The sequence below is a fragment of the Rheinheimera nanhaiensis E407-8 genome, assembly GCF_000296695.1.
Lineage (GTDB): Bacteria > Pseudomonadota > Gammaproteobacteria > Enterobacterales > Alteromonadaceae > Alishewanella > Alishewanella nanhaiensis.
Genome location: NZ_BAFK01000014.1, coordinates 1 through 19,283, shown reverse-complemented (window position 1 = coordinate 19,283; position 19,283 = coordinate 1). Strand labels below are relative to the sequence as shown.

Sequence of the window (19,283 nt, the reverse complement as noted above, 5' to 3'; positions counted from 1 at the left end):
AATTTAATGGATGATTAATTTGCTTACTGCGTTTGCCAGACAGTTTGCCCGACTGTGGCACGGCGTGCTGCCCGCCAGTTGCCTGTGGTGTAGTTTACCGGTGCAGCGCTTTGACCGCCAGCTCTGTGCAGAGTGCCAGCAAGCGCTGCCGCAGCTGCCTTACCCGCGTTGTCATTACAACCTGTTGTGGTTACCGCAAGTTGGCCGCGGCCTGCGCAAAGCCCGTTTTGACCAGTTGCTCAGTGTGGGCTTTTATCAGCAACCTTACCGCCATTGGCTACAGCGCTGGAAGTTTGCTGCCGATGCTGCCGCCGGCGAGCTGTTACTGCAGCAATTTGACCTGATGTTACAGCAGTACCAACAAGACGGGCAGGCACTACCGCAGGCGCTGCTATACGCGCCTATGCACCCGCGCCGCCAGCGCCAGCGTGGCTTTAATCAGGCCCAGTTGCTGGCAGAAATCGCCGCCGCCAGGTTAAATATCCCGTTGTTGCATGCCTTTGGCCGCAACAACAGTGTGCCGGCGCAGGTAGGATTAAACCGTAAGCAGCGCCAGCGTAACCTACGCCAGGCGTTTACCCTGCAAGCCGGCACAATATTACCCGCTTGTGTCGCCCTGGTGGATGATGTGGTGACCACCGGCGCTACCGCCAACGAGCTTTGCCGCCTGCTGCGCCGGGCCGGCGTGCGCCAGATTAGCCTGTGGACGGTAGCCGTAACCTTAAATAGTTAACCGGCGTCAGCGCTAAAGCTGTGGCCCAGATAGAGTGCATTGACCAACAGCCGGCTGGAGCCATAAAAATAGCCGCGAAATACCGGGTTATCGGTCATGGCAATCACCCGGCCTTTACCGGCATTGTGTGCCAGCAGCACTGCACTTTGTTTGATGCGCGGCAGGTATTCTGCTGCCGTGTAACCGGCCAGCTGTGGCTGCTCGCTGTACAGCGCCACATTAACAAAGGGTTTGTGGCTGGGCTGCAGCAAGCTGGTACTGTTCTTAAACACCGGTAAACGGTTACTGGTTAGGCCAAAGGTTAACGGGTGGCTTAAATCCAGCTCGGCCTGATAAATCGCCCCCGCAATACGCTGTTTGCCGGCCAGCAACTCTTTATCCTGATACTGCAGGTTATCGGCCGGGATCAGGCTACTCATTTCCTCGCCCTGCCAGACGCCGGTCTTCAGCAAACCCACCCGCGCCAGCCAGGCAGCGCCCCCTTTATGGCCCCACAGCACACCGCCTTGCTCCAGCCACTGGCGTAGCTTAGTCACCTCAGTGTCCTGCCAGCTACGGTAGTTGCCATCTGGCAAAATAATATGGCTGTACCGGCTTAAATCCAGCTGTGCTAAACGCTGCGGCTCGGCCATACTGGGCGAAATACCGGCCAGTCGCTCCAGGTTATACCAGGCTTCACCGGCCTCAGTAGAGCTCATCCCCGGCCCTGCCAGCAGTAACACCTGTGGCAACTGCACCGGACTAAAGTTGTGGCTGCCTAAATCGCTGCCAGTAGGGGTTAAACCCGAGCGGATTGCCTGCAGCGGCAACGTAAAGCGCTGCTGCACGCGCTGCAGACGCTCGAACCAGTCTTGCTGCTGTTGCAAACCAGCAGCCACCACCATGCTGCCGGCCGGCAAGCTTATTTCGCCGTCACCACTTAGCGCGCTGAAGTCTTTCATCGCTGCGCGCACCACTAACTGCTCGGCCAGTAACGCCTGCAAAAATAACGGCGCCTGCTGATCCTGCCAGTTAAACGCATAGGCATAAGCGCCTGCAGTTAGCGGCGGTGCTTTGGCCGGTGCCGCCGGCCAACTGCTGCTTAGCAAACTACTTGCCGGTTCACGGTTAAGCGCAGTAAAAGCAATATTGTAGGCGTAGGGTAAGGTCCAGGCTGACACATCATAAAAGGTATTATCTTTAAAGGTTTTTTCCGTACTGAACATAGCTTTAATCAGCCGGTATTGCGGTTGCTGCAGCGGTACATAATAACTGCTGCCAGCGGCATAGCTGTTGTCATCATCCTGCCAGTCGCGGCTTAGGGCATACACCTGCACATGGTGGCGCTGCAGCACGTCCAGCAACGCAGCCAGCCGGGTTTTATCCGCACTCTCCGTTAGCATATAGCCTTTAATTTTACTGGCGCGCGCTTGCTGTAAGGCCGATTTATAAAACGACTGCTGATAAGCCAACAGCTCGGCACGTTTGGCCACTGCGCCGCGAATGGTTGATAACGAAGCTGTCAGCTGGTTTTGAATAGTGGCACTGAAACTAAGCGGGCCATTAATGCTGTCCTGCAAATGGCCACGGCTACTGGCCTGTTCAAATAAAATACCGACACTGCCCTGAATATCCGGATAGGTTGAGCCTTTGCCAACATAGAAGTCGTCAAAACTCTCTTCGGTGTAATACAACTGGCCGCGCTCATCGAATGCTGCGGCATGAAACTGCGCCAGCTCTGCCGTCAGCTCAAAGTTGCGCTTGGGCGTTAGCGGATAATTGCGGCTGGGAATGCCGGGTTGGAAAAAGTAACTGCTGTTGGTGCCCATTTCATGGTAGTCACCCACTACATTCGGTAACCACTGCTGATACTGCGCAATACGGGCCCGGCTTTCCGGATGCTGCAGTAATAGCCAATCGCGGTTTAAGTCGAACCAGTAATGGTTTGGCCGGCCATTAGGCCAGGGCTCGATATGCTCGCGGTGCTGTGGATCGGCCACCGGTGCCGCCCCCTTGTGCATATTGGCCCACAGCGCAAAGCGGTCATGGCCGTCCGGGTTTAATACCGGCTGCAATAAGATAATGGCGTTTTCCAGCCACTGTTTCACCTCGGCAGTTTCGGCGGCGGCCAAATACTGCGCCACCAACATAGCCGCATTGGCGCCACTGGGCTCATTACCATGCACGCTGTAGCCAAGCCAGATCACCACCGGCGCATCGTCCGGCAGAGTTGCGCCATCGCGGGCGGCGGCAACATGCTGCTGGCGGATCTGCTCCAGCCGCTGCATGTTGCGCTCAGACGACAACACCAGCTGCAGCAAGGGCCGTTGTTCGTGGCTATAACCAATAACTTCCAGCTGCGCACGGGCTGAGGCTGCGTCGAGCTGCTCAAAGTAGCGCTGGATCTGATCATGGCGGGCGTGCCAGTCACCCACGGTAAAACCCAGCACCTGCTGCGGAGCGGGCAGGGTCGACTGGCTGGGGGCCGGGCTGTATGCTGGCTTAGCGGAACTCACAACGCTGAGTAGTAACAGGCTTAATGCAGTGTAATATTTCATTAGTTGATGTCCTTTTTGCTGCGGCTACGTTAGCCAGAACAGCGGCAAAACTCAAGGGGGGCTGGCATCAGTGCAGCAGGAGGAGTATCATAGCCATTAACCTAGTAATTTAGTCAGGTACTATTATGATTACGATTTCAGAACAGGCGCAGCAGCACTTTGCCAAACTGCTGGCCAAGCAGCCAGAAGGCACCCATATTCGCGTTTTCGTAGTTAACCCGGGCACGGCACAAGCGGAGTGCGGCGTATCTTACTGTCCACCGGATGCGGTAGAGGACAGCGACCTGATGCTCGACTTTACCGGTTTTAACGCCGTGGTGGATAACGAGAGCCAGCCGTTTTTAGTCGATGCTGAAATTGATTTTGTCACCGATCAGATGGGTTCGCAGCTGACGTTAAAAGCGCCGAATGCCAAAGTACGCAAGGTGAGTGACAATGCGCCGTTATTAGAGCGGGTGCAGTACGTGATTGACAGCGAAATTAACCCGCAGCTGGCTAACCACGGTGGCCGTGTTAGCGTAATGGAGCTGACCAATGACGGCGTAGCTGTGCTGCAATTTGGCGGTGGTTGTAATGGCTGCTCTCAGGTGGATTTAACCTTAAAAGAAGGGATTGAAAAAGAGCTGTTAAACCGCTTTAGCGGTGAGCTGTCTGGTGTGCGCGACATTACCGAACATCAGCGCGGTGAGCACTCTTATTATTAAGCTTACCACCAGGCTGCCCACCTGACGGCAGCTGCGTTTAGTGCCCGCTTGTGGTATAAAACCAGCAGGTTTTTTACTGTGACGGGCACTCTCTATGAAACACCAGCTAAAAAAATTCAGTAGCTTACTGTTGGCGGTAGGCTGTTTGCTTATTGCCCCGGCTCAGGCAGCAGTGATGCTGATTTACCATCATGTCGCCAGCGATACGCCAAGGGTCAGCAGCGTGACGGCCGATGAGCTGCGTGGCCATTTACAATACTTCAAAGACAACCAGTTTCAGGTGATTGGCCTGGATGTGTTAATTCAGCATTTAAAACAAAACACTGCGATACCGCAGAACGCTGTGGTGATCACTTTTGACGATAGCTACGAGAATAACTTCACCACCGCCCACCCTATTTTGCGTCAATTTGGTTACCCCTACACTATCTTTATCAGCCCCGGCAGCATTGATAAAGGCGATGGCCCTTTGCTGAACTGGCAGCAAGTGAAGCAAATGTCAGACGAGGGCGTACTGGTAGCGAACCATGCCATGTGGCATGAACATATGGCCAGACCGGAACCGGGCGAAACAGAGCTGCAATGGCTGGCACGCATGAAGCAAAGCATACTGGCGGCCGAAGATAAAATTGAACAGGTTACCGGACAACGCCATCAATGGCTGGCCTATCCTTATGGCGAATACAGCGCAGCGCTGGAGCAATTAGTCAGCGAGTTGGGCTTTATTGGCATCGGCCAGCATTCCGGCGCTATCGGTGCTGACAGTGCATTAACCCGCTTGCCGCGCTTTCCGGCCGCCGGCCGTTATGCCGAGCTGAAAGACTTAGCGCAGAAGCTACGCACGCTGGCTTTTAGCATCAGCGATTATCATGGTGTAGACCCACTGGTCAGCCAAAACCCACCCCCGCTTACCCTCACACTAAAGGTGGCGGACTTTAACCGCCAGCAGTTACAGTGTTTTGCCGGCAGCGAAGTCATGACGCCACAATGGCTGAATGACAACACCTTTAGCGTACGTGCCAGTAAAGCGCTGAATAAAGGCCGCAGCCGCTACAACTGCACGGCGCCATCACTTAGCCGCAAAGGCTATTTCTATTGGTATTCACAGCCCTGGCTTAACTAAAGCTTCGCCAATACCAGCGGGAAATCAGCTAACAGCTGTTCGGCGTCCACCACCGGCAGTTGGCCGACTTGCATCGGTGGTTTAAACATTGCCACCAGTTGGCCCTGCGGGTTAATCAGCACGACAGAAGCACTGTGATCAACCAGATAGTTCTGCTCGGTGGTGCTGCTTAATGCATACATCAGCCCCAACTGGCGGACAAAAGGAAACAACTGATCATGGCCTGCTGTCATGCCCAGCACATTAGCCTGCTCAAAATAACTGACGTAGTTATCTAACTGCTCTATGGTATCACGGTTTGGATCAACAGAAATAAACCAGACTTTTAGCGGCTCTTTCACCAGTGCCGCTAACTCGGGCTGCACGCCGGCCAGCTTGGCCAGGGTTAACGGGCAAATATCCGGGCAATAGGTATAACCGACAAAGGCCAGGGTCCACTGGCCATACAGCCGCTCACGGTTTACCGTGTCACCATGCTGATCGGTCAGGCTAAAGTCTGCCAGCGCTCTTGGTTGCGGGTATACCAGCGCCAGCTTTGGTTCAGCGCTGGTGCTGGCCAACTGATACAACACAACGCCAGTGACCAAGGCCCCTGCCGCCAACAACACATACAACAGTTTACGAAACATAAATCGGCGCCACCTTAATATAGTGATCCACTAACAACAGCAGAAATAATACCATCAGATGCACAATAGAAAACTTAAAGGTAGCCATGGCGCTGCCACTGTCAGGGTTAAACTTTAGTTTCCAGGCATGCTGCATAAAGCGCAGGTTTAGCAGCGCACTGCCCAGCAGATAGATCGCCCCGCTCATGCCCACCAAATAGGGCAGCAAGCAAACAATAAACAGCAGCGCCGTGTATAAACAAATAACGCTTTTGGTAAACTCAATGCCATGCGTCACCGGCAGCATCGGCATATTGACGCGGGCATAATCATCGCGCCGATGAATCGCCAACGCCCAAAAATGTGGCGGCGTCCAGGTAAAGATAATCATTACCAGCAGCAGGGCGTGGCCGTCGACACTGCCGGTTATAGCCGCCCAGCCCAGCAGCGGCGGCATAGCGCCGGCTAAGCCACCAATAACGATATTTTGTGGCGTCGCCCGCTTTAAAAACATGGTGTACACCACGGCATAACCAAACAGGCTGGCCAGCGTCAGCCAGGCGGTTAAGGCATTTACCAAGCTATATAAAATGATAAAACCGGTTATTGCCAGGCTAAAGGCAAAGCTGCTGGCTTGTTTGCTGCTTAGCCGGCCTTTGGCGACAGGACGGCTATAAGTGCGGGCCATTTGCGCATCAATACGCTGGTCTACCACATGGTTAATCGCGGCCGCTGCTGCCGAGAGCAGGCCTATACCCAGCGTAGCGGCCAGCACTGTCAGTAAATCCGGCAGGCCGGGTACGGCCAGCATCATGCCCACCCAGGCGGTTAACACTAACAGTGCGACAACCTTGGGTTTGGTCAGCTCGAGATAATCTTTAGCGCGGCCAACATTGCTCAGTCGTTTAATAGCGATACTCATATTGTCGCCCTCCGTTGCCTGCCGAACCCCAGCTGCAGGTAAATCACCACCAGCAGCATCAGTAAATTTGCTGCAACAAAATTGTGTGCCACGGCATTCGCCAGCGGTAAATGCAATGCGACATTAGCCACGCCCAAGCTAAACTGCACTGCCAACAATGTGGCAGCCGCCAGGGTTAACCGTTTCATCAAGCTGCTTTGCACCCTGCGCCATAGTTGCCACAGAAACAACGCTAACACCGTAAGTGTTACCAAGGCACCAAAACGATGGAACACATGTACCGTTTGCCGCGCTTCGGCCGACATCACACCATATTCATAATCATCATGCCCAAGGTGTAAATCAAAAGCCTCACTGATATTCAGCCGCTGCTGCCAGCCAGCTTCACAAATTGGCAAATCGATGCAGGCCAGCGCCGCATAATTGGCTGCTGTCCAGCCCCCCAACGTAATCTGTGCCACCAGTACCAGTATCGCCAGCGCAGCAAAAGGCTTTAGCGGGGTCAGCTGTGCCTCCTGCACCTGATACTGCGGGTGCAGCCGCAACCAATGCACCGCCAGCAAGCACAACAGGCTAAAGCCGCCCAGCAAATGCCCCATTACCACCAACGGTAATAAATTTAGCGTTACTGTCCACATACCCAATGCGGCCTGAAACACCACCAGCGCTAACAGCACGGACGGCAACACTTTAGGGCTGGCACGGTTAAACAGCGCGACAAAAAACATGGCCGCAATCAGCAGGCCTAAACTGCCGGCAAAGTAGCGGTGGATCATTTCATTCCAGGCTTTGTGCGGCTCCAGTGGTCGCTCCGGGAAGGCTTGCAGTGCCGCTTCGACATGATGCGGCTTTTGCGGCACCTTTAAAAAACCATAACAACCGGGCCAGTCAGGGCAACCCAAACCTGCATCGGTCAGCCGGGTATAAGCACCCAGTAAAATCACGCCCATGGTAAGGAAAATGGCGATAGTCGCCAGCCATTGTTGTTTTTTCATACGCTGGTCCGATCGTAGTTAACTAACTTAAGTAAATCCTGCCGGATGGCTTTGGCGGTTGGCGCCATCTGCTCTGCTGTTGCCGGCAGCGGGTAACGCAGCAGCACCAGCCCTTGCTGGTCAATCAGTAAGATCTGGTTTTGTAGCTGCTGTGGCAGCGGTAATAACACCGCAGCCTTGCTAATAGCTTGGTATGCCTCCGGCACAGTCGCATCACCCAGCAGCAGTGGCTGTACGTGCTGCTGTTTGCGCCCAAGGCCCAAATACAGCTGCTGCAGGGTGTGTAAGCCCTGCTGACATTGACTGTCACAGCTCGCCGCCGGCGCCACCGCTAAACGCCAGTGCGCTTTGCCCGTGGCGGGAGCCAGTAAAAACACTTCCTGTTGCTGCCACTGGCCCTGACTGGAAGCGCCGGCATTAAACCAGCCCTGTGTCAGCACCAGCCAGGCAGCCAGCAATGGCAGGGCACAGCAGCCAATAAATAACGCCATAAATTTATACTTATTCATCTTGCACTCTCCCCTGATGCGCGGCGGCCAGCGCCACGCCAACGACGGCCACTGCCAGTAAAAACCATTGCAGTGCATAACCCCGGTGCTTTTCCGGTGGCAACACCACCGGCTGATAATGGCTGATAAACTCAGTGCTTTGCTGCTGATATAACAACACCGGCAACAGGTGAAGACCACTGATGCGCGCCAACTCGCCATAATCAACCTGCTGAATGCGCATTGGCCAGCTGCCGGTTTCTTCGGCATTCTGGCCCAGTAACATCAGCCCCGACACTTCGGTGCGTAACAAGCCATCTAAACGAATACGCTCGGGTATCTCGATAAGCGGCAGCTGACGGCGGTCGCGCCCGCCGGCTACCCAGCCTAAATTCACCAGTAACAGGGGGGTTAAGCCCTCAACCTGCACCGGTACGATGACATCGTAGCCCACCTGGCCCCCGACAATCTGGTTATCCAGCAACCAACTGTAGGGGGCAAGCCAGCGTGCTTCGCCGCTAAGCGGTGCGCCATCAATAGCCGCAGGCTCCAGCTCAGCTAATTGCGCTGGTGTTAAAGCGCCCGCGGTTTGTAAAGCAGCCAGACGTTGCAATTGTGCAGTTTTTTCACCGGCGCGGTTTAGTTGCCACCAGGACAAGTTGATTAAAATGGCAAAAGCGGTCAGAGTGAGGCACAGCCACAGCGGATTAACGGCAAAGTGCTGTTTTGCCAGTTTAATGCGCATAACCCAGCTCCCGGAGGCGGTTTGCTATGTTGATAAAGCTTGTTGTCATCGCGCTACTACTTTTTATTATTTTTAATCTGGTGCGGGCGGCGCTGGTGATGCTGCGCCAGCCACAGCCAAACGTTCGCATGTCGCGTTTTCTCGGGCGTCGGGTGCTGTTTTCAGCACTGGCACTGCTACTGATCTTTTTAGCGCAGCTACTGGGGCTGATAGACACCAACCCCAGGCCCTACTGACACTAAATTACATAAACAAACACATACAAACACAGCCACACGACATCAACAAAGTGCCAGTACCAGGCCGCTGCCTGAAAAGCAAAGTGCTTCTCGGGTGTAAAGTGGCCTTTTAATACGCGCAAAAACACAAACAGCAGGATGATGGCCCCCAGTGTCACGTGCATACCGTGAAAGCCGGTAAGCAGGAAAAAGGTATTGCCATAAAAGCCGGATGCCAGCGTTAGCCCCAGATCGCGATAGGCGTGAATATACTCATACACCTGTAAACCAAGGAAAGTTGCACCCAGCAGCAAAGTCACCAGTAACATCAGCTTTAACTGGCCGCGCTTGTGTTGCTCTAAGCCGGTATGGGCAAAGTGCAAGGTAATTGACGACAGCACCAGAATGGCGGTGTTAATCAGTGGCAGACCGGTAGCAGGCATGGCCTGGGTTTCAATACCACCGGGCGTTTTTAACAACGGCCACATGGCTTCAAAATTTGGCCAGAGAATTTCAAAGGTCATCGCATTGTTGCTGCCGCCACTTAACCAGTCGAGTGCAATAACCCGGCCGTAAAACAAGGCACCAAAAAACGCCATAAAAAACATCACTTCTGACACAATAAACCAGCTCATGCCCTGACGGAACGAGCGGTCCATTTGCGCGCTGTACAAACCGCTCATCGACTCATCAATGACGTTTTTAAACCAGCCAAACAGCATAAAAATCAGTACTACAAAACCGGCAGCCAGCATATAGCCGCCAAAGCCAGGTTGTTGTTTGGTTACTTCGTTAACATAGGTGCCGGCACCAAAGGCAATCAGAAACAGCGCAACAGCGCCAACGATTGGCCAGGGGCTCTGGGCGGGAACATAATATTTTTCGTATGTCTTAGTCATGTTATTCCCCAGGTTGGGTTGAAACGGCGCTGCTGTCCTGCCAGGCGTTGGTTACATCGTACAGGGTGTAAGACAGCGTAATGGTACTAAACTGGCTGGGTAGCGCCGGATCGACATAAAACTGTAATGGCATCAGCATGTTTTTGCCGCCGGCTAACTGCTGCTGGGTAAAGCAAAAACACTCTATTTTGTGAAAGTACAACGCGGCCTGTCCTGGTGATACTGAAGGCACCGCCTGACCAACAATCATGCGGCCGGTCGGGTTTTCTGCCAGGTAATTCATAATATGAATTTCACCAGGGTGCACTGTCATCCGGCTGACCTCGGGTTTAAACACCCAGGGCATTTGCTTATTGGGCCGGGCGACAAATTCAATCACCACCTGCCGGCTGGTATCTATCATAGCCGCCTCAGCCGAGGCGGCCGTGGCCGCGGTTTTACCGTTTAAACCGGTCAGGTCACAGAACACGTCGTACAGTGGCACCAGCGCAAAACCAAACCCAAACATGGCCAGCGCGGTAACGGCTAATTTGACGGTTAAAGGTTTATGTCGCAGTGCCATAGCCGGCTCCTACTTAATCACCGGTGGGGTGTCAAAAGTATGGTATGGCGCCGGTGAAGGCACTTGCCACTCTAAGCCTTCCGCCCCTTCCCATACCTGAGCCGTCGCTTTCTCGCCGCCGCGGGCACACTTGACTAATACCCAGACAAAAATCAGTTGCGAGGCACCAAACAGGAAGCCGCCAATACTGATAAAGGCATTAAAATCAGCAAACTGCAGCGCATAGTCCGGAATGCGTCTTGGCATGCCGGCCAAACCGACAAAGTGCATTGGGAAAAACAGCAGGTTTACCGAGATCAGCGAGCACCAGAAATGCCACTGGCCCAGTTTTTCATCGTACATATGGCCGGTCCATTTCGGCAGCCAGTAATAGGCCGCAGCGATAATCGAGAACACCGCACCGGTGACCAGCACATAATGGAAGTGCGCCACCACGAAGTAGGTATCGTGGTACTGGAAATCAGCCGGGGTAATGGCCAGCATCAGGCCGGAGAAACCGCCGATGGTAAACAGCACGATAAAGGCCAGCGCAAACATCATCGGCACTTCAAAGGTCATGGCACCGCGCCACATGGTCGCTACCCAGTTAAATACCTTCACCCCGGTGGGCACGGCTATCAGCATGGTGCAATACATAAAGAACAAAGCACCTGCTACCGGCATACCCGTGGTAAACATATGGTGTGCCCAGACCAGGAAAGAAAGCAACGCAATACTGGAGGTGGCATACACCATAGAGGCATAGCCAAACAGCGGCTTACGGGCGAAAGTCGGCACTATGGCGGAGACGATACCAAAGGCCGGCAAGATCATGATGTACACCTCGGGGTGGCCAAAGAACCAGAAAATATGCTGGAACAACACAGGGTCACCACCACCGGCAGCATCAAAAAAGCTGGTGCCAAAGTATTTATCGGTCAACACCATGGTTACCACGCCCGCCAGTACCGGCATTACCATAATCAGCAGGAAGGCGGTGATTAGCCAGGTCCAGACGAACAACGGCATTTTCATCCAGGTCATGCCCGGTGCGCGCAGGTTAAAGATGGTCACAATCACGTTAATGGCGCCCATAATGGAGGAGATCCCCATAATGTGCACAGAAAACACAAACAAGGCGGTACTGTCGCTACTATAAGTGGTCGACAGCGGCGCATAGAAGGTCCAACCAAAGCTGGGGCCGCCACCTGGCATAAACAGCGACATCAACAGAATTAAAAACGCAAACGGCAGGATCCAGAAACTCCAGTTATTCATCCGCGGCAGCGCCATATCGGGCGCGCCTATCATCATCGGGATCATCCAGTTGGCGAGGCCGGTAAAGGCCGGCATCACTGCACCGAATACCATGATCAGGCCATGCACTGTGGTCATCTGGTTAAAAAAGTTGGGTTCAACAAACTGCATTCCCGGCTGGAATAACTCAGCCCGGATCACCATCGCCATGGCGCCGCCGATAAAAAACATGATCAGCGCAAACACCAGATACATGGTACCTATATCTTTATGGTTGGTGGTGTAAAGCCAGCGTTTTATGCCGCTGGGTTTGTGGTCATGATGCTCGTGATCATGTTCATGATCTGTCACTACTGCACTCATCCGTTATTCCCCTTTACCTTGTAGCACGGCGTGCACATCAGCCGCCTGCACCAGCTCACCGGTATTATTACCCCAGGCATTACGCTCATAGGTAATTACCGCGGCAATTTCTTTTAAGCTCAGCTGCTTGGCATAGGCTTGCATTGACGTGCCGGCTTTGCCGTTTAACACTATGTCAATATGACCAGCCATATCGTTTAGCGCCATGCTGCTGCCTTTCAGCGCCGGGAAAATGCCGGCTAAACCTTCGCCGTTAGGCTGATGACAAGCCGCGCAATAAGCAATATAAGTACGCTCTCCCACGCTCATCAGCTCGTCCATGCTCATATTCATTGCCAATAGCTCCTGCTCTTCAGCTTTGGCCTTGGCAATACGCTCGGCTTCGCCGTTTAACCATTGCTCGTAATCTGCCGGGGTTTTAGCAATCACCACTACCGGCATAAAGGCGTGGTCTTTACCACACAGCTCGGCACACTGGCCGCGATAGATGCCAGGCTCTTCAACGCGGGTCCAGGCTTCATTGATAAAACCGGGGTTGGCATCTTTTTTCACGGCAAAGGCCGGTACCCACCAGGAGTGGATCACATCATCAGACGTCATTAAAAAGCGTACTTTTTTGCCGGTAGGGATCACTAAAGGCCGGTCTACCTCAAGCAGGTAATTTTCGCCTTTGGCAAACCTGTTATTGATTTGCTCTTTGGGTGTCGCCAGCAAGGAATAGAACTCGACGTCGGTATTTAAATACTTGTAATGCCATTTCCACTGCGAACCGGTAACCAGCACAGTGACATCTGCCTCTGTGGTGTCCTCCATTGCAATCAGGGTTTTGGTAGCCGGAATGGCCATCAGAATTAAAATTACTACCGGTATCGCCGTCCAGAGTATTTCTACTTTGGTGCTTTCATGAAACTGAGCCGGCTGCACGCCCCGTGCTTTTCGGTGCCGTAAAATGGACCAGAACATGGCCCCGAACACCACTGCACCTATAGCACAACAAATCCAGAAGATCGTCATATGCAGGTCGTACACCTGCTGGCTGATTTCTGTTACACCTTTGGTCATATTCAAAGGCATATCTGTTGCATTAGCGGTTGCAGCTAAAAGCAAGGCTGGCAGCGACCAACGAAGACTACGCGTTTTCGTCACTGGACTTCTCCTCTGTCATTTTGCAAAGCAAACTGCAGAAACTAAGTACACAGTACTACACGGTTCTTACACACCCACACCGAACCCATGCCTGAAGTTTCATCAGTTTATTATTGTTATTGTAAGTATCGGTTTCGGGGCTAGCGCAGAAACCGGAACTGACCCTGTTATTATTTTTTAATCAGTTTCGGGTTAAGAATTATCCAAATAAAGGCGGCTGTAAACCCCTAAATAACAAAAGCGCCGGCAAACCCACGTGGTCATACCAGCGCTTTGAATGAAATAACTTACTGAGCTTAGTACAAATTATAACCAACTGCCGTTACGGATAACGCCTACAGCCAAGCCCTCGATAGCAAAATGCTGCGCCCTCAGGTCTACTTTTATTACGTCAAAATCTTTGTTTTCCGGTTGCAACAGTACCGTGGTGCCTTCACGCTGAAACCGCTTTACCGTGACATCTTCATCTACCCGCGCCACAATCACCTGGCCAGGCTGCGCCTGATTGGTTTTGTGCACCGCCAGCAAATCACCGTCTAAAATGCCAATATCCTGCATGCTCATGCCCTGCACCCGCAATAAAAAGTCAGCATGGGGTTTAAACAAATTGGCATCCACCTGGTAATAGTCCTGCACATGCTCAGCCGCCAATATTGGCTGGCCGGCCGCCACTTTACCAATTAACGGTAAACCTAATTGCTCTGGCTCGTCGTTGTCAACCAACCGGATGCCCCTGGAGGTACCCGGCATCATTTCAATCACGCCTTTTTTCGCCAGTGCTTTTAAATGCTCTTCTGCCGCATTAGCTGACTTAAAGCCGAGCTGCTGGGCTATTTCAGCACGGGTTGGCGGCATACCGGTATCTTGTTGATAATCTTTAATCAGTTGCAGGATCTCGGCCTGCCGGGGCGTTAGTGGTCTCATAATGCTGGTTACCTGTACAGTGAATACTGTGAGTATATACAGGCGTGTAACAAATGCAAGTTTCTGTCAGCGCGCGCAATTTTCCAGGCCACGTCATCGTGCTATGCTATACCACTTTGTTCGTTGAGGAAGAAAAGGTCATGTTTCGGCCGGTAAAGTTGTTTGCAGCCTTATTAAAATGGCCATTGTGGCCGCTGCTGAAGTACAAGATAGTGCCGGAGCAACCGGTAACCGAGCTGGCATTAGAGCAAGCTAAACCCTTGTTTTATATTTGCACAACAGAATCAGCAGCCGACTTCGCCGCCGTGCGGCGTATTTGCGACAAGCTGGGCTTGCCCGATCCGGCCGATAACGTCATGCTGGACGGTAAAGCCCACCCGCGCACCTTATTTCTTGAAAAACCCCACACTCTGCTGCTGCCGCGCGGCAAAACCACAGCCTTAGCGCAGGGCCAGGCTTTGTTGCAGGCGCACCTGGCTAACCCGCAGCTGGACGCCCAGCTGATGCCGGTAGCCTTATTATGGGGCCGGGCACCGGGTAAAGAAAACAGTATCAAATGGTTATTGGGTGAAGCCCATGCGCCTAACTGGCTGGCCAAGCTGCTGATTGTGCTGATCTCTGGCCGCCATACGCTGGTGCGGTTTAGCCGGCCGGTATCGCTTAAACAGATGGCAGCGCAGTTTGGTGCCGGTGAAAGTACAGCCCATAAGCTGCTGCGCATGTCGCGCTTTCACTTTTACCGTCAGCGCCTGGCTGCAACCGGGCCGAAACTGGTTAACCGTGCCCAGCTATTTAATGCGCTGCTAGGCGCGCCAGCGCTGAAAAAAGCCATCGAAGATGAAGCTAAAGCCAAGCGTATTTCAGTAAAGGCCGCCCGACAGGAAGCACGTAAGCTGCTACTGGAAATTGCTGCTGACTATCGCGCGTCAACCTTGCGGGTCGGTGACAGGGTGCTGCGCTGGTTATGGAATAAGCTGTATAAAGGCATCAAAGTCAATAACGCCGATATGCTGCGCGACCTGGCACAAAAAGGCCATGAGATCGTGTATGTGCCCTGCCATCGCAGCCATATGGATTACCTGTTGCTTAGTTATGTCATCTATCAGCAGGGCCTGGCACCACCGCACATTGCCGCCGGCATTAACCTGAATTTCTGGCCGGCCGGGCCGATTTTCCGCCGTGGCGGCGCCTTTTTTATCCGCCGTAGTTTCAGCGGTAATAAGCTGTACTCAGCAGTATTTCGTGAATACCTGTGCCAGCTGTTTAGCAAAGGCTATTCGGTAAAGTACTACACCGAGGGCGGTCGCAGCCGCACCGGCCGCTTACTGCAACCGAAAACCGGCATGCTGGCGATGACACTGCAGTCGATGCTGCGCGGCATAGAGCGCCCGGTCACCCTGGTGCCGGTGTATCTGGGCTATGAGCACGTGATGGAAGTAAACACTTACCTGCGCGAGTTAAAAGGTTCTGGCAAACAAAAAGAGTCAGCGCTGGGCGTGTTAAAAGCGATCCGTAATCTGCGCGATTATGGCTACGGCTTTGTCAATTTTGGCGAACCGATAACCCTGAACAGCTATTTAACCCAGCAGGTACCAGACTGGAAGCAAAACATCGATCCGCTGGAAGTACAAAAACCGCAGTGGCTTAACCCGGTAGTAGCACAATTGGCCGAGAGCCTGATGCAGCGCATTAATCAGGCCGCAGCGCTTAACAGCATTAATTTACTGGCGCTGTGCTTGCTGGCCACCGAGCGTCATACTATGGCCCGCAGTGAGCTGACTGAACTGTTAAGCTTTTACCTGAGCCTGCAGCGTGCCGTGCCTTATCATCAGCAGGTGACACTGCCACAGGAAAACGCCGCACAACTGATAGACCACGCCATCAGCCTGCAAAAAGTGCAGCAGCACAGTGACAGCTTTGGTGAGTTGCTGAGTTTGTCGGCAGAAAATGCCATTCTGATGAGTTATTACCGTAACAATGTGCTGCACTTGTTTATGCTGCCGGCCATTATTGCCAGTGCGGTGTTGCACCAGCGCCGTATCAGCCTGACACAGCTAACCGCTATAGTGCAGCAGTTGTATCCGCTATTGCGCCATGAACTGTTTTTAGCGATCAGCTCAGTAGAAACCTACAGCAAAGCCGTGCTGCAGCACCTGGTCGATGCCGGCCTGGTGCTGCAAGAGGGCGATTATTACTGTGCTCCACCGCAGCACCAGAGCAGCTTTGCCATGTTAAGCATGCTGGCGCACAACGCCGAACATACGCTGCAGCGCTACGCCATGGTGTTACAGCTGATCCAGCGCGAAGCGTTAAACCGCGCTGAGCTGGAAAAACATAGCCACGAACTGGCGCAGCGCTTGTTAAACCTGCATGGTATTACCGCGCCCGAGTATTATGACAAACAGCTGTTTGCCACCTTACTGGTGGCGTTAAAAGACAGTGGCTACAGCCAACTGGATGAACAAAGCCGGGTCTGTGCTACCGAGAGCCTGCATCAGCTGAGTGACACCGTCGCAGGCTTATTACGCAGTGAGGTGCTGCAAAGTATTCACAGCATTATGCCAGCCGGCAGCCACTAACGGCTGCTGGGGTAGGCGCGGATCACCCCTTCCTGAATCGTTGATGCCACCAGCTTACCGGCGCGGTTATAAAACTGACCGCGCACTAAGCCGCGGCCGCCGGAGGCGCTGGGGCTGTCAACGGCGTACAATAACCAGTCATCAAAGCGAAAATCCTGGTGAAACCACATGGCATGGTCGATGGTGGCCACCTGCATGTTTGGCGCCATAAAAGACTTACCGTGCGGCTGCAGCGCAGTGGGCAGAAAGTTAAAATCTGACGCATAGGCCAGCAGATATTTATGTACGCGTAAATCATTCGGCATGGCGCCGTTGGCTTTAAACCAAACATAACGTTTGGCCGCACTTATCTGCGGTTTAAACGGGTTTTGAAAATCAACCGGGCGCATTTCAATCGGTTTTTCACAAATAAACTTGCTGCGCAGGCTTTCCGGGATCAGCTGGGCATGCTGCTGGTAAAACTCTAAATCAGACACCAGTTGCTCCGGCGCCGGTACCTCTGGCATCAGGTCCTGATGTTCAAAGCCGGTTTCTTCCACCTGAAACGAGGCCGTCATATAAAAAATCGGCTTACCAAACTGAATGGCACTGACGCGGCGGGTACTAAAGCTTTTACCGTCGCGGATATTTTCCACTTCATACACTATGGGGCGGGAGGCATCACCGGGGCGCAAAAAATACGAGTGAAACGAGTGCACCTTGCGATCTTCAGCAATGGTTTCTTTCGCTGCCGACAAGGCCTGGCCCATTACCTGACCACCGAATACCGCCTTAAAGCCTAAGTCCTGGCTCTGGCCACGGTACAGGCCCTGCTCAATCTCTTCTAATTTAAGGAGAGATAGAAGGTTTTCCAAAACAATACTCATATATGTATTTCCCCACCTTACTGGACTCATTCATCATGCTTTGAACAGTTTACTACAGTGGGGATAATTTTTTACATCTGTCGTGATGAAGGCGTCCTTAACTGAGCTCTCTGCAACGCTTGTCTGGTTAGCTCGCCTTCTGCTGCTAGCCCATCAACATCACGGCAAACCACGGCTGATAAATGACTTCCTGTTTTCTTTTCTCGGTGACATACTACAGTTACAGTGTCCTCTGATGCTGCGTCTGCAGTTTGCAACACAATTGCTTTAGACGGGCCGCTGGCACATCCTTGAATCATAATTACAACAAAAATGACAACCAATATTTTTACCATCTTATCCTCCCTGTGATTTTTATAAAAAAAAATTAGCATGAAAGCCTGATTTAATAATTAGATAATTAATAAAAAATAACAAGGAAAAGTTTCACATGTACTGGTTATTTAAAACCGAACCTGAAGAATGCAGTATTGATGACTTTGCCAGTGCCCCCGACAGCGCCATAGTGTGGGAAGGGGTGCGCAACTATCAGGCGCGCAATATGCTGCGCGACCAGGTAAAACAAGGTGATTTGGTATTTATTTATCACTCCAGCTGCAAACTGATCGGAGTAGCGGGCATTGCCAAAGTGGTGCGTAGCGCCTACCCCGATCCGAGCCAGTTTGACAACACAAGTGTCTATTTTGACGCGAAATCTTCACCGGAGGCGCCGCGTTGGGTAGCGGTTGACCTTACATTTGTCGAGAAGCTGCCAGCTATTATCACACTGGACAAAATGAAAAGCTCGGCTAAGCTCTATGGGTTGCCTTTAGTGCAAAGGGGCAACCGATTGTCTGTTATGCCGGTTACCGAGCCGCAGTGGCAAAGCATATTGCAGCTGGGCAAACAGCGATAACAGATGTTTTGCAAACCCGATATCCCTGATAGTTGGAGCCTGTTATGTCTACTGAAAGGCGCCAGATGGATAAGGATATACATTTTTTCTGGGACGATCTGAGTCTGGCACAGAAGTTTTCCGTCGCGGAGTTACAACGCTTCGGCTACGATTTGCTGTTCGTCCGTCATATTGCTAATGGCAGTCTGGCGGTGCTGGCGGCAGGGTCTAAAATGGCCGCCATTGATGTTGACGGCCAGATTGATACTGAGCCCCGAGTTGTATTACGTCATTAAAGGGCGTGCTACGTCACGCTATGCTGGCCTAGAGGTTGCTGACTTTGGCTGCTGCCTCTTCGCCGGCAAGCCCCGCCACCACGCTGCATAGCTGGATATACGCCATAATAGTATTGCTTTGCCAAAGCGCAGTTAGCCGGCTGTGCTTTTTTGTCATTTGCTCCAGCACCAGGCTGTCCAGCCCCGGATGATGCCGCAATTGCTGTTTCAGCACCTGCTGCGGCAGCACCGCCTTGTGACAGCACTCTTTGACCACTACCGGCAAACTTAAACACAAAAAGCGCGCCAGCTGCATTTCACGGTTACTGAGCAGCGGCTGGGCCGGCTGCAATGCCAGTTGCTGCTCTAACAGGGTTTTCTGTTGCTCTGCCAGTTGGTATACCGCCTGCTGTAGCCGGATTGACTCCTGCTCGCGCAGCGCCAGCTGTTTTTGTAAGGTTTTATTGGTTTTACCCAGTTGCTCGG

21 protein-coding genes are annotated in these 19,283 nt (G+C 52.8%); 7 read left to right on the top strand and 14 right to left on the bottom strand.

The window, feature by feature from the left end:
* Positions 1–10: 10 nt before the first annotated feature.
* Positions 11–733 carry a ComF family protein gene (locus RNAN_RS12185; RefSeq protein WP_008222192.1) on the top strand — a complete coding sequence of 241 codons (723 nt, stop codon included), beginning with the start codon at positions 11–13 and terminating at the stop codon, positions 731–733.
* Here RNAN_RS12185 and RNAN_RS12180 read toward each other — a convergent pair.
* Positions 730–3,270, bottom strand: coding sequence for a M14 metallopeptidase family protein (locus RNAN_RS12180; protein ID WP_008222190.1), 2,541 nt, complete (start codon positions 3,268–3,270; stop codon positions 730–732). The genes RNAN_RS12185 and RNAN_RS12180 overlap by 4 nt on opposite strands.
* 125 nt (positions 3,271–3,395) lie before the next feature.
* Here RNAN_RS12180 and nfuA point away from each other — a divergent pair, with 125 nt between their 5' ends.
* A complete protein-coding gene (gene nfuA, locus RNAN_RS12175) occupies positions 3,396–3,974 on the top strand; it encodes a Fe-S biogenesis protein NfuA (RefSeq protein ID WP_008222188.1) in 579 nt (192 codons plus the stop codon).
* 94 nt (positions 3,975–4,068) lie between these two features.
* On the top strand, positions 4,069–5,097 hold the full coding sequence (locus RNAN_RS12170; protein ID WP_008222186.1) for a polysaccharide deacetylase family protein: 1,029 nt from the start codon (positions 4,069–4,071) through the stop codon (positions 5,095–5,097).
* Here the strand turns inward: RNAN_RS12170 and RNAN_RS12165 are convergent.
* Genes RNAN_RS12165 through RNAN_RS12145 form a run of 5 tightly spaced genes read right to left on the bottom strand, consistent with a single transcriptional unit; the run spans position 5,094 to position 8,855 of the window.
* Positions 5,094–5,726 carry an SCO family protein gene (locus tag RNAN_RS12165; protein WP_008222183.1) on the bottom strand — a complete coding sequence of 211 codons (633 nt, stop codon included), beginning with the start codon at positions 5,724–5,726 and terminating at the stop codon, positions 5,094–5,096. The genes RNAN_RS12170 and RNAN_RS12165 overlap by 4 nt on opposite strands.
* A complete protein-coding gene (cyoE, locus tag RNAN_RS12160; protein ID WP_008222180.1) occupies positions 5,716–6,627 on the bottom strand; it encodes a heme o synthase in 912 nt (303 codons plus the stop codon). The genes RNAN_RS12165 and cyoE overlap by 11 nt, the downstream gene beginning before the upstream one ends.
* Positions 6,624–7,622: a COX15/CtaA family protein gene (locus tag RNAN_RS12155; RefSeq protein ID WP_008222179.1), complete on the bottom strand. Its 999-nt coding sequence runs from the start codon at positions 7,620–7,622 to the stop codon at positions 6,624–6,626. The genes cyoE and RNAN_RS12155 overlap by 4 nt, the downstream gene beginning before the upstream one ends.
* Positions 7,619–8,131 carry a redox-active disulfide-containing membrane protein gene (locus RNAN_RS12150; protein ID WP_008222176.1) on the bottom strand — a complete coding sequence of 171 codons (513 nt, stop codon included), beginning with the start codon at positions 8,129–8,131 and terminating at the stop codon, positions 7,619–7,621. Before RNAN_RS12150 ends, RNAN_RS12155 begins: the two co-directional genes overlap by 4 nt.
* Complete coding sequence (locus RNAN_RS12145; protein ID WP_008222173.1) at positions 8,124–8,855, bottom strand: SURF1 family protein; 732 nt, start codon at positions 8,853–8,855, stop codon at positions 8,124–8,126. The genes RNAN_RS12150 and RNAN_RS12145 overlap by 8 nt, the downstream gene beginning before the upstream one ends.
* Positions 8,856–8,881: 26 nt before the next feature.
* On the opposite strand from RNAN_RS12145, the gene RNAN_RS12140 reads away from it, so the two are divergent.
* Complete coding sequence (locus RNAN_RS12140; RefSeq protein ID WP_008222172.1) at positions 8,882–9,091, top strand: DUF2909 domain-containing protein; 210 nt, start codon at positions 8,882–8,884, stop codon at positions 9,089–9,091.
* A 2-nt stretch (positions 9,092–9,093) separates the two neighbouring features.
* Here the strand turns inward: RNAN_RS12140 and RNAN_RS12135 are convergent, their stop codons facing one another.
* The 5 genes from RNAN_RS12135 to lexA form a co-directional block, all read right to left on the bottom strand.
* Positions 9,094–9,972: a cytochrome c oxidase subunit 3 gene (locus RNAN_RS12135; protein ID WP_008222170.1), complete on the bottom strand. Its 879-nt coding sequence runs from the start codon at positions 9,970–9,972 to the stop codon at positions 9,094–9,096.
* Position 9,973: 1 nt separating this feature from the next.
* On the bottom strand, positions 9,974–10,534 hold the full coding sequence (locus tag RNAN_RS12130; protein ID WP_008222169.1) for a cytochrome c oxidase assembly protein: 561 nt from the start codon (positions 10,532–10,534) through the stop codon (positions 9,974–9,976).
* 9 nt (positions 10,535–10,543) lie between these two features.
* Positions 10,544–12,133, bottom strand: a complete 1,590-nt coding sequence (gene ctaD, locus RNAN_RS12125; protein WP_008222167.1) for a cytochrome c oxidase subunit I — start codon at positions 12,131–12,133, stop codon at positions 10,544–10,546.
* Positions 12,134–12,136: 3 nt separating this feature from the next.
* Positions 12,137–13,279 carry a cytochrome c oxidase subunit II gene (coxB, locus tag RNAN_RS12120; protein WP_237739919.1) on the bottom strand — a complete coding sequence of 381 codons (1,143 nt, stop codon included), beginning with the start codon at positions 13,277–13,279 and terminating at the stop codon, positions 12,137–12,139.
* A 306-nt stretch (positions 13,280–13,585) separates the two neighbouring features.
* The gene (lexA, locus tag RNAN_RS12115) at positions 13,586–14,203 is read right to left on the bottom strand and encodes a transcriptional repressor LexA (protein ID WP_008222163.1); all 618 of its coding nucleotides are present in this window, start codon (positions 14,201–14,203) and stop codon (positions 13,586–13,588) included.
* Positions 14,204–14,256: 53 nt separating this feature from the next.
* Between lexA and plsB the strand changes: the two genes are divergently transcribed.
* On the top strand, positions 14,257–16,782 hold the full coding sequence (gene plsB, locus RNAN_RS12110; protein WP_237739918.1) for a glycerol-3-phosphate 1-O-acyltransferase PlsB: 2,526 nt from the start codon (positions 14,257–14,259) through the stop codon (positions 16,780–16,782).
* On the opposite strand, the gene tesB is transcribed toward plsB, so the two are convergent.
* Positions 16,779–17,648: an acyl-CoA thioesterase II gene (gene tesB / locus RNAN_RS12105; RefSeq protein WP_008222159.1), complete on the bottom strand. Its 870-nt coding sequence runs from the start codon at positions 17,646–17,648 to the stop codon at positions 16,779–16,781. The genes plsB and tesB overlap by 4 nt on opposite strands.
* A 71-nt stretch (positions 17,649–17,719) precedes the next feature.
* A complete protein-coding gene (locus RNAN_RS12100; protein WP_148275733.1) occupies positions 17,720–17,983 on the bottom strand; it encodes a hypothetical protein in 264 nt (87 codons plus the stop codon).
* 95 nt (positions 17,984–18,078) lie between these two features.
* Between RNAN_RS12100 and RNAN_RS12095 the strand changes: the two genes are divergently transcribed.
* Positions 18,079–18,543, top strand: a complete 465-nt coding sequence (locus RNAN_RS12095; RefSeq protein ID WP_008222157.1) for an EVE domain-containing protein — start codon at positions 18,079–18,081, stop codon at positions 18,541–18,543.
* A gap of 65 nt (positions 18,544–18,608) precedes the next feature.
* Positions 18,609–18,818, top strand: a complete 210-nt coding sequence (locus tag RNAN_RS12090) for a hypothetical protein (protein WP_008222154.1) — start codon at positions 18,609–18,611, stop codon at positions 18,816–18,818.
* 28 nt (positions 18,819–18,846) lie between these two features.
* Here RNAN_RS12090 and RNAN_RS19245 read toward each other — a convergent pair.
* On the bottom strand, positions 18,847–19,283 hold a 437-nt coding region (locus tag RNAN_RS19245; RefSeq protein ID WP_040552079.1), incomplete at its 5' end, for a hypothetical protein.

Bases quoted from the DNA above. Each gene is read 5' to 3' on its own strand.
- RNAN_RS12185 (WP_008222192.1), top strand. From the start codon at position 11: ATGATTAATTTGCTTACTGCGTTTGCCAGACAGTTTGCCCGACTGTGG.
- RNAN_RS12180 (WP_008222190.1), bottom strand. From the start codon at position 3,270: ATGAAATATTACACTGCATTAAGCCTGTTACTACTCAGCGTTGTGAGT.
- nfuA (WP_008222188.1), top strand. From the start codon at position 3,396: ATGATTACGATTTCAGAACAGGCGCAGCAGCACTTTGCCAAACTGCTG.
- RNAN_RS12170 (WP_008222186.1), top strand. From the start codon at position 4,069: ATGAAACACCAGCTAAAAAAATTCAGTAGCTTACTGTTGGCGGTAGGC.
- RNAN_RS12165 (WP_008222183.1), bottom strand. From the start codon at position 5,726: ATGTTTCGTAAACTGTTGTATGTGTTGTTGGCGGCAGGGGCCTTGGTC.
- cyoE (WP_008222180.1), bottom strand. From the start codon at position 6,627: ATGAGTATCGCTATTAAACGACTGAGCAATGTTGGCCGCGCTAAAGAT.
- RNAN_RS12155 (WP_008222179.1), bottom strand. From the start codon at position 7,622: ATGAAAAAACAACAATGGCTGGCGACTATCGCCATTTTCCTTACCATG.
- RNAN_RS12150 (WP_008222176.1), bottom strand. From the start codon at position 8,131: ATGAATAAGTATAAATTTATGGCGTTATTTATTGGCTGCTGTGCCCTG.
- RNAN_RS12145 (WP_008222173.1), bottom strand. From the start codon at position 8,855: ATGCGCATTAAACTGGCAAAACAGCACTTTGCCGTTAATCCGCTGTGG.
- RNAN_RS12140 (WP_008222172.1), top strand. From the start codon at position 8,882: ATGTTGATAAAGCTTGTTGTCATCGCGCTACTACTTTTTATTATTTTT.
- RNAN_RS12135 (WP_008222170.1), bottom strand. From the start codon at position 9,972: ATGACTAAGACATACGAAAAATATTATGTTCCCGCCCAGAGCCCCTGG.
- RNAN_RS12130 (WP_008222169.1), bottom strand. From the start codon at position 10,534: ATGGCACTGCGACATAAACCTTTAACCGTCAAATTAGCCGTTACCGCG.
- ctaD (WP_008222167.1), bottom strand. From the start codon at position 12,133: ATGAGTGCAGTAGTGACAGATCATGAACATGATCACGAGCATCATGAC.
- lexA (WP_008222163.1), bottom strand. From the start codon at position 14,203: ATGAGACCACTAACGCCCCGGCAGGCCGAGATCCTGCAACTGATTAAA.
- plsB (WP_237739918.1), top strand. From the start codon at position 14,257: ATGCAAGTTTCTGTCAGCGCGCGCAATTTTCCAGGCCACGTCATCGTG.
- tesB (WP_008222159.1), bottom strand. From the start codon at position 17,648: ATGAGTATTGTTTTGGAAAACCTTCTATCTCTCCTTAAATTAGAAGAG.
- RNAN_RS12100 (WP_148275733.1), bottom strand. From the start codon at position 17,983: ATGGTAAAAATATTGGTTGTCATTTTTGTTGTAATTATGATTCAAGGA.
- RNAN_RS12095 (WP_008222157.1), top strand. From the start codon at position 18,079: ATGTACTGGTTATTTAAAACCGAACCTGAAGAATGCAGTATTGATGAC.
- RNAN_RS12090 (WP_008222154.1), top strand. From the start codon at position 18,609: ATGGATAAGGATATACATTTTTTCTGGGACGATCTGAGTCTGGCACAG.